Source organism: Aquabacterium sp., from assembly GCF_004297345.1.
Classification (GTDB): Bacteria; Pseudomonadota; Gammaproteobacteria; order Burkholderiales; family Burkholderiaceae_C; genus Aquabacterium.
In genome coordinates, this window is the sequence record NZ_SCTN01000154.1 from 1 (window position 1) to 1,555 (window position 1,555).

The following is a 1,555-nucleotide window of genomic DNA, read 5'->3' on the forward strand; positions in this document are numbered from 1 at the left end:
CCCAGCAATTGGCCAAGAACCTCTTTCTCAGCAGTGAACGCAACTTCCTGCGCAAGGGTGAAGAGTTCGTCATCACCTTCATGCTCGAAGGCATCCTGGGCAAGGAACGCATCCTGGGCGTCTACCTGAACAACGTGGAATGGGGCGAAGGCGTGTTCGGCGCGCAGGCTGCATCACGCCACTACTTCCAGGTGGAGGCCTCGCAGTTGAGCGCCATGCAGGCGGCCAGGCTGGCCGTGATGCTGCCCGCGCCCAAGCGCTTCGAGCAACAGCCGCGCTCGGGCTACATCATGAGCCGCTCCGGCGTGATCGCAGCCCGCATGGGTGGGGCCGAGCTGCCCTGATCACTTCTTGGCGTTGATGTCGTCCACGCCCTTCTGATAGTTGTCGTAAGGCTGACCAGCTTCTTTCATGCAACGCTGGCGATCATCCATATTGGTCATCGCGTTGCACTGGTTCTGGCGCCAGGCCTGCCCCATGTTGTACGCCGTTTGAGAAGAACACGCGGTCAAGCTCAGTACTGCCAGCAGACCCGCCACGAATGAGATGCGGTGCTTTGTCATGCGCCGCATCTTAGGGCATCAGGCACGGGTCAGCCAATGGCGCCACACAAGCAAATCCACCGACAGGCGCCCTCCACCAAAGCCGGCCACGACCACCGCCAGCGCGCCCCACAAGTAATGATCCTTGAGAGCAGCCGGCGCCAGATCGGGATAGCTGATCACGGCCATGGCGTTCACGAAAAACAAGCCCACCGCAGCGGGCCGGCTCAGCAGCCCCAGCGCCAGCAAGGCAGAAAAACCCAGCTCGCCGCCCGCCCCCATCCACGCGGCCAACTCGGGCGGCAACACGGGCACGTGGTACTCCTCATTGAACAGGAACAAGGTGGCATCCCAATCGCGCACCTTGGTCAGCCCGGATTTGAAGAAGACGTCAAACAAATACAGGCGGGCCCCCAACAATACCAAGGCTTGCGGCCACACCTCCAGGCGTAACCAGGCCTCTATCCAGCCGGACAAACGCGCCCGCAGACGCTTACCCGCCGTGGTCGTGGCCGCCATTGACGTCAAATCGGAAGAAGAAGTGCTGTTCAACATGGGATGCTCCAATCAAGTGCTTCCCTGTTGGTCGCCCATGCTGGCGATTTCTTACACAGCGGCTTACACAGCCCCAGGTGGCGTGCCGCCCGCATCGTCATCCAGGGGCAAGCCCGATTCGCTGCCTTCACGCGCAGCGAAGCCCTTCATGGCATGACGGATGAAGCCGAGCTGCCCACCAAAGTTACGGCACCCCTCGCAGATCCAGGTGTGAACGCGCAGCATGGTGCGCTCCGATACGCCCAGATCGCGCTCCTGGGACTCGGACAGCAGGCGGGTGGCTTGTTCGCAATTCATCATGGCCATCTACATCCACCTCAAGCAGCTTGCGCAAACCAGCGCTGATTCAGGCACTCGCGCAAACGCAGGCGCGCCCGGTGTAACTGCACGAAGGCATTGCTGCTGGTGATGCCCACTGTGTCGCAGATCTCGTCCGTTTCGAAGCCCATGAACTCGCG

Annotated in this window: 4 protein-coding genes; 1 reads left to right on the top strand and 3 read right to left on the bottom strand. The window is 61.4% G+C overall.

What is annotated here, in order from left to right; translation table 11 throughout:
- Window positions 1-344 (top strand): transglycosylase domain-containing protein (locus EPO09_RS05050; RefSeq protein ID WP_290640806.1); only part of this gene is annotated, 344 nt, incomplete at its 5' end.
- Here the strand turns inward: EPO09_RS05050 and EPO09_RS05055 are convergent.
- The 3 genes from EPO09_RS05055 to EPO09_RS05065 form a co-directional block, all read right to left on the bottom strand.
- Complete coding sequence (locus EPO09_RS05055; protein WP_290640808.1) at window positions 345-563, bottom strand: hypothetical protein; 219 nt, start codon at window positions 561-563, stop codon at window positions 345-347.
- An 18-nt stretch (window positions 564-581) separates the two neighbouring features.
- Window positions 582-1,097, bottom strand: coding sequence for a DoxX family protein (locus EPO09_RS05060; protein ID WP_290640810.1), 516 nt, complete (start codon window positions 1,095-1,097; stop codon window positions 582-584).
- A gap of 63 nt (window positions 1,098-1,160) precedes the next feature.
- Entirely contained in the window at window positions 1,161-1,403 is a 243-nt protein-coding gene (locus EPO09_RS05065) for a zf-HC2 domain-containing protein (protein WP_290640812.1), read from the bottom strand.
- Window positions 1,404-1,555 lie beyond the last annotated feature (152 nt).